We start from the raw sequence: 7,062 nt of genomic DNA on the forward strand, positions 1-7,062 counted from the left end.
CTTTTATATCTCGGCCAGGTATTCATGTACAAACTTGACGGCCATAGCACCTTCTCCGACGGCAGATGCAATACGGTTCATAGCCCCTGCCCTGACATCGCCCGCAGCGAATACGCCGGGGCAGCAGGTTTCAAGAAGGAAGGGCTCCCGTTCCAGTTTCCAGAACTTACGGTAACCGGGATACTGCACCAGATCTCTTCCTGTTTCAATGAACCCTTTGTCGCTTTTTATAATATTAAGCCCGATCCAGTCAGTATAAGGCTTGGCACCTATAAAAATAAACAGGGAATCAGCCGGTACCGTTCGCTGTTGTCCGCTCCCGATCTCCATAAGATCGAGTTCCTGGAGCCTGCGGTCTCCTTTGGCTTCCAATATTTCAGTATTTCCCAGAACAGTGATATTTTCAGTTTCATTTATCTGATCAATAAGATACTGTGACATTGTGGAACTCAGGGATTCCTTCCGGATAACGATATGCACGTTGGCCGCAAATTTTGCCAGGTACATAGCTGCCTGCCCGGCAGAGTTACCTCCTCCGATAATATATACCTCTCTTCCCTGGCAGGCCTGAGCCTCTGTCATAGCTGCTCCGTAATAGATACCGGCACCGGTGAACTCTTCAATTCCCCGCTTTTCGAGCTTCCGGTAATCTACTCCCGTAGTAATGATCACACTAAGGGCGTTAATCTCTGTTCCGTCAGAAAGCGTTATGATCTTATACTGGTTGTTAAGCCTTATTGCGGTGACCTGCTGCTGTGACACGAGTTCGGTTCCAAAGCGCTGGGCCTGGGTGACTGCACGGCGGGTAAGCTCCGCTCCACTTAGCCCGGTAGGAAAACCGAGATAATTTTCAATGCGTGAACTTGTGCCTGCCTGTCCGCCGGGTGCTCGCTTTTCTATCAGCAGTGTCTTTAAGCCTTCCGAGGCTCCGTATACTGCAGCAGCCAGTCCTGCCGGGCCGGCACCAATGATGGCGACATCATAAAGCTCACTGGAAGCTTTTGCCTGTATACCGAGCTTTTCTGTTATTGCAGCCAGACTTGAATGCGGCAGAAATGATCCGTCCTCGAAAAACAGAACGGGCAATGAGCTCAGATCAATTTTATTCAAAGTGACCAGTTCTTTCGCTTTTTCGTTCGTTTCAATATCCAGCCACTGGTACGGAAAGAGATTACCTGCCAGGAAATCTTTAAGCTCATGAGACCTCGGCGACCACTGGTACCCGATAATCCGGATCCCGGTGTAGTTAGGGAAATAGGTGTATTGCCATTCCTGCAGCAAGTCGTCAATGACTGGAAAAAGCTTTTCTTCTGGTGGGTCCCAGGGTTTTATAAAATAATAATCCAGCTTCACTTCGTTGATTGCTTTAATGGCGGCCTCTGTATCAGAATAGGCTGTCAGCAATACGCGTTTTGCATCAGGATAAGAGGCACGGGCCTTCTGCAGGAATTCAACACCCGGCATCTCCGGCATCCGCTGATCTGAGATGAAAAGAGCGATCTCCGCGCCTTTGTTTTTAAGCCCGTGAAGGCTATCCAGAGCCTCAGTCGCAGAAGTTGTACCTAAAATCTTATATTCCTGGCGGTAGCGTGTACGCAAATCGCGTACCAGCGCCTGTAACACCTGCTGGTCGTCGTCTAGCGCAAAAATAACCGGTTGTTTCATTTCAGGACTTCAGTAAATATTTGTAGCTGCATGATATGTTCCGTAATTTAATGAAAACCTAATCAAGAGGAAAGCAAATCTGGAAAACGGTGTTTCCGGGTTCAGAACTAACCTTGATCGAAGCGCCGTGATGCATGACTATTTTATGCACGATATCCAGGCCCAGCCCCGTGCCCTTCCCAACCTGTTTGGTGGAGAAAAAGGGTTCATAGATATGAGGAAGCACATCTTTAGGGATACCATGACCATCATCTGCAATCCGTACAATCACCTTGCCGGGTTCAGGCCAGGCATCAATCCTGAGAGTTCCTTTCTCCGACATTGCATCCACGGCGTTATCAATAATATTCGTCCAGAGCTGGTTAAGTTCTCCTACAAAAGCCGGAACCAAAGGCAAGCCGGCATCATAGTTCCGCTCCACCCGAATGTCCTTTTCCTTGAGTTTATGGTTGAGGATGGTAAGCGTGCTGCCTATACCATCCCGAACACTGGTCTTCTCCTTTCCCTGGCCCTGGTCCATATGTGAATAGGTCTTCACGGCGCTCACCAGTTCCGAAATCCTGCGCGTAGCAGACTGGATATTGCAGATCACCCGTTCTGTCTCCAGGCTGTTCGCGATCCAATCCAGAATTTCAGGTAAATATTTCCCACCAAGTATCACTGATACTTTTTCAAGGCTGTCAACAGTCACATTCCACCCTGCAAATATCCCGGCAAGGGAATAAGTCTCTTCAACATCTTTCTGATCCAGCCAGTCAATCAACTCATCTTCAAGACTGGCCCGCTCCATCAGGGGAAGATTATTATCGCGGCCGTCTTCCATCAAAGAAAAAAGCACCGCATTCAGCTCGTCCACCTGCTCAGGTGTAAGCTGCATGGTCATAATACGTTTAAATTTATCTGGTACTGCGTGATGCATGCGGCGTAGTTCGGAAGCGCTTCTCACGATTGCCGCCGCCGGATTATTAAGCTCGTGAGCCAGTCCGGCCGAAAGCTTGCCCAATGCAATTAACTTTTCGTGTTGTTGTTCTGTACGGGTAAATTCACGAACCCTGTCGGTCATCAGCGCCACTAATTTCTGTACCATTTCCGGGCTCACCTGCTCCATCTCGCCAAAATGCCGCTTATGCAGCCTGAGGACGCTGGCATGATCCTGCGCTACCGCCCGCCCGCCCGCGACTTTCAGGCGGGAGAAGGGCAGATACCCGGTTACGTCGCCCTGTTTCAGGGATGAAAAAAAGCTATACTGCCCGCTTTGCTCCAGACTTAAATTCAGCTGACCTCCCAGCAGTACATACATGTAGTCAGCCGATTGCCCGGTATCAAACAACAGTTCCCCTGCCTGCAGCGTAATGATTTCGGATGTCTGCAGCAGCCATTGAAGATGTTCAGCAGGAATTTCGCTGAAGACGGGCAGCGACTTCAAATAAGCAGGGTCAAATACAGCCATACCTGATTTGCGTTAATTTATTATACCAGCGGGGATTATCAAACCTTTCCCCAAATCACATCTGTAAACCAGGACCTGGAGTCGAAAAATTGAGCCAGCGATGTAAAACCGGCCGACTCTGCCAAAGCTCCAAGCTCCCCGGGACTATATTTTTGGGACACTTCAGTGAAGATACTTTCATTTTCAGAAAAGTAAAACACTTTCTTTTCTGAACCAATAGTCACTTCCTGATCTGCCAGACTGATCAGGTAACTTTTACAGGAGCCTGTCCCCGGATCATAAGTCTGAAAATGCTGAAAGGCAGAGACATCAAAATCTGCATCCAGTTCGCTGTTCATTCTCCGCAGCAGATTCAGGTTGAACTCTCTTGTGAGGCCCTCTTCATCATTATAAGCTTTTAGTATAGTTTCCGGGTGCTTTTTAAGATCCGCCCCCATCAATAATATATCTCCCGGCATCAGCATCCCATTCAGCTGCCGGCAAAACTCCTGCGCTTCACGGGGATACATATTCCCAATGTTAGAGCCAAGGAAGAGAACCACTTTCTTTCTGCCCGACAGCCTGCCAGCCTCTTCGAGCATTGGAAAATATTCCCCGTTCAAGCCAGTTACCTGCAGCCACGGGATTTGCCGGGGCAGGTGCATCTCCAGTTTCTGTATGACCTGCTTTGATATATCAATGGGATAATAGGTGAACTCTTTGCCATTTTGTACTAAGTAACGAAGGAGATGCGATGTTTTTAATGCATCACCGGCACCGAGCTCCACAATATCGTACTGAGCAGAACCGGCATCAAAAGCCTCTATGAGCTGCTGTGTCTGATCTTTAAAAATGCTAAGCTCACACCTTGTCAGATAGTAATCAGGTGAGCGCATGATCTTCTCAAAAATCACGTCGCCTGCATCATCATAAAAGTACTTAGACAAAAGATATTTAGGATTAGAACTTAATCCTTTAACTACATCGGAATAAAACTGATTCATAAGTTTAACGTGCCAGCCTGATCCCGGCTAATTGCCACCGTGTATCCGGTGAGAAGAAATTGCGGTAAGTAATACGCGAATGGCCCGGAGGTGTAAAAACAGATGCCCCCCTTAACACCATCTGGTTGATCATAAATTTCCCGTTGTATTCGCCTAAAGCCCCGGGAGCCTTTATAAAACCAGGGTAAGGCAGATAAGCGCTTCCTGTCCATTCCCAGCAATCACCCCAGCCGAACCTCCGGGCTGCAGCCTCCCATTCGAACTCGGTGGGCAGACGCATTCCTTTCCATGATGCAAAAGCTGTAGCCTCATACCATGATATATGGGTAACAGGTTCATCAGGACGAAGCTTTTCAAGCCCCCTGAATGTATAATGAGACCATTCACCATCTATATTAAACCAGTAAAGCGGTGCTTCTATTTTATGTGCGTTTACCCATTCCCATCCATCGGAATGCCAGTGAATGAAATTCCTGTAACCTCCGTCATGAATGAAGTTCAGATATTCGGCGGCACTCACTAGTGACTCGTTTATCTCATAATCGCCCAGGTAAACCTGGTGCTGCCCATGCTCATTGTCAAAAGAAAAACTGTTGCCCGTATGTCCTATATGATAGAGCCCGGCTTCGACCTTCAGAAATGCGCCGGAGGACTGAGGAACTGGCTCGCCTGCAACTGACTGGTTAAAAGCCGGCAGAAGCGGATTGTGCCCCAGAATGTATTTGATATCAGTAAACAGGAGCTCCTGGTGCTGTTCTTCATGATTCATGCCGAGAATCACCAATTCTTCCAGGCTTTGAGAAATACCCGGATCTGACAATAAACTGTTCATGGCATTATCTACATACCCCCGGTAATCGTAAATATCCTGAACTGTTGGCCTGCTGAGATTGCCGCGGTTGGTTCTTACCACCCTCGCGCCGACACTTTCGTAATAGCTGTTGAAAACAAAGCTATAGTTCGGATTGAACGGCTTATAATCCGCCAGGTGATGCTGTAGAATAAAAGACTCAAAGAACCAGGTGGTATGTCCGAGATGCCATTTCGGGGGGCTCACGAATACAGCGGGCTGCACTACGTAGTCTTCGGTTTCCAATGAGCGGCAAATATCAACAGTACGCTGACGGGTTTGATTATAGCGGGTCAGACAGCTTATATTTTCTGATTGACCTGTAAGAATAGCGTTCATACAGCCTTAACAATTAAGAGGCAATAGAGTTCGTTTGGTGATGCGAAATCCTGCATGTTAATATCGGGACTCTTTTTTTTGTTTACACAAGCGCCATCGCGGATCTGGGAACTGCAACGAATAAATTACGGTATTTTGACCTGCCTTCATCAATCATGTAAGGAACTTCATAAAAGTTACAGTGTAAACGCTTAATTTTGTTGCCTTTAATTCCTGATCGGGCAGAGCCCATTGAAAGGGCACACACAGCAATACAAATGCAAACATTGAAAAATATTATTTCCAGATTGATCTCTACCCGCACTACGGGTTTCATGCTCTTATTGTACGCTTTATCTATGGCTGTTGCCACTTTTGTGGAGAACGACTATGGTACCCCTGTTGCGAAAGCACTTATCTACAATAGCTGGTGGTTTGAGATGATCATGCTGATCCTGATCTTTAACTTTCTTGGAAATATCAGGCGTTACCGCTTATACACAAGGCAAAAGTGGCCTCTCTTTGTATTTCACATGGCATTCATCATGCTATTTATTGGGGGCGCTATCACCCGCTATATCAGCTTTGAAGGGACTATGCATATCAGGGAAGGCCAGTCGTCCAACGAAATTATTTCAGATGCCACTTTCCTGAAAGTCCAGATCACCGATGGCGAGCAGGCCCTGGCATACAAAGATGTACCCATGATCCTTACTTCTGACAATGTTCCCCGTTATCTGCGCCCATTCAAAAAAGACAGGGTCGAAGAATATGATTTTATGGGTAAAAGGGTAAAAATGCGTGTTCTCGAATTTACACCCAGAGCACAGGATTCTCTTGTAGCATCGCCTGGCGGGAAGCGCATTCTTCATATCGTGGCACTGGTGAATGGGAACCGTGAAAATAAGTATATCGCATCCGGCAGTGTGCAGCTTATCCAGAATATGCTGGTAAGCTACAACAAAGAAACTGAAGGGGCTGTAAATATCAGCGACGAGGGAGAATCACTCGCTATTTCCTCGCCGGTAGACGGTTCCTATATGACGATGGCGACGCAGGCAAAGGGTGATGTGAAAGGAAGCGGACAAAAGTCGGCCTTCGTCCTCAGAAGTCTCTATAACCTGGCGGGATTTGCTTTTGTAGTTCCCCAGATGCCTCAGACAGGAAAGATCGTGCGCTTCGAAGGTGACAAAAGGACTAATGAAAACGATCCTGATATGGTCACCCTCGAACTATCCAGCGGGAACAAGACAGATACAGTATCCTTCTATGGCGGTAAAGGGCTGACAGGCTACCAGCATCAGTCCGAAATAGGAGGCCTTACCGTATCTATCGGCTATGGATCAGCCATTTACAATACGCCTTTTGCACTAAAACTCAAGAAATTCAAGATGGAGAAATATCCCGGCAGTACCAGTCCTGCGTCATACGCCTCTGATGTACTGGTTGTGGACGGAGGCTCTGAGGCTCCTTATACTATTTTCATGAACCACGTGCTCGACCACAGGGGTTACCGCTTCTTTCAATCGAGCTATGACCAGGATGAAAAAGGGACAGTGTTGTCTGTAAATCATGATTTCTGGGGTACCTCTACTACTTACGGCGGATACGCATTCCTGTTCTTTGGGATGTTTGCTTCGCTCTTCTGGAAAGGGACACGATTCTCCAAGCTAAACGGACAGCTCAAATCGCTTTCCCGTAAGGCTCTGACGGCACTTCTCCTGATGTCATTCCCGGCAGCAGGTTTCACTCAGGACATCGATATGCACGGACCTTCTGAAAGCAACCAGCTTCAG

The 7,062-nt window shown here is 47.5% G+C and carries 5 protein-coding genes; 1 reads left to right on the forward strand and 4 read right to left on the reverse strand.

The genetic code is table 11. The features are described 5' to 3' along the window. Nucleotides 1–3 precede the first annotated feature (3 nt). From DDR33_RS26905 to egtB, 4 genes are read right to left on the reverse strand one after another with little or no spacing between them, the layout of a single operon-like run. Complete coding sequence (locus DDR33_RS26905; RefSeq protein ID WP_109413875.1) at nt 4–1,665, reverse strand: FAD-dependent oxidoreductase; 1,662 nt, start codon at nt 1,663–1,665, stop codon at nt 4–6. Nucleotides 1,666–1,723: 58 nt separating this feature from the next. Continuing rightward, the gene (locus tag DDR33_RS00895; protein ID WP_109413876.1) at nt 1,724–3,115 is read right to left on the reverse strand and encodes an ATP-binding protein; all 1,392 of its coding nucleotides are present in this window, start codon (nt 3,113–3,115) and stop codon (nt 1,724–1,726) included. Between the two features lie 38 nt (nt 3,116–3,153). Then, the gene (locus DDR33_RS00900; RefSeq protein ID WP_109413877.1) at nt 3,154–4,098 is read right to left on the reverse strand and encodes an L-histidine N(alpha)-methyltransferase; all 945 of its coding nucleotides are present in this window, start codon (nt 4,096–4,098) and stop codon (nt 3,154–3,156) included. A gap of 4 nt (nt 4,099–4,102) precedes the next feature. Next, complete coding sequence (gene egtB / locus DDR33_RS00905; protein ID WP_109413878.1) at nt 4,103–5,287, reverse strand: ergothioneine biosynthesis protein EgtB; 1,185 nt, start codon at nt 5,285–5,287, stop codon at nt 4,103–4,105. Between the two features lie 257 nt (nt 5,288–5,544). Here egtB and DDR33_RS26560 point away from each other — a divergent pair. Beyond that, on the forward strand, nt 5,545–7,062 hold a 1,518-nt coding region (locus tag DDR33_RS26560), incomplete at its 3' end, for a cytochrome c biogenesis protein ResB (protein WP_238387609.1).

The organism is Pararcticibacter amylolyticus, from assembly GCF_003130405.1.
GTDB lineage: Bacteria > Bacteroidota > Bacteroidia > Sphingobacteriales > Sphingobacteriaceae > Arcticibacter > Arcticibacter amylolyticus.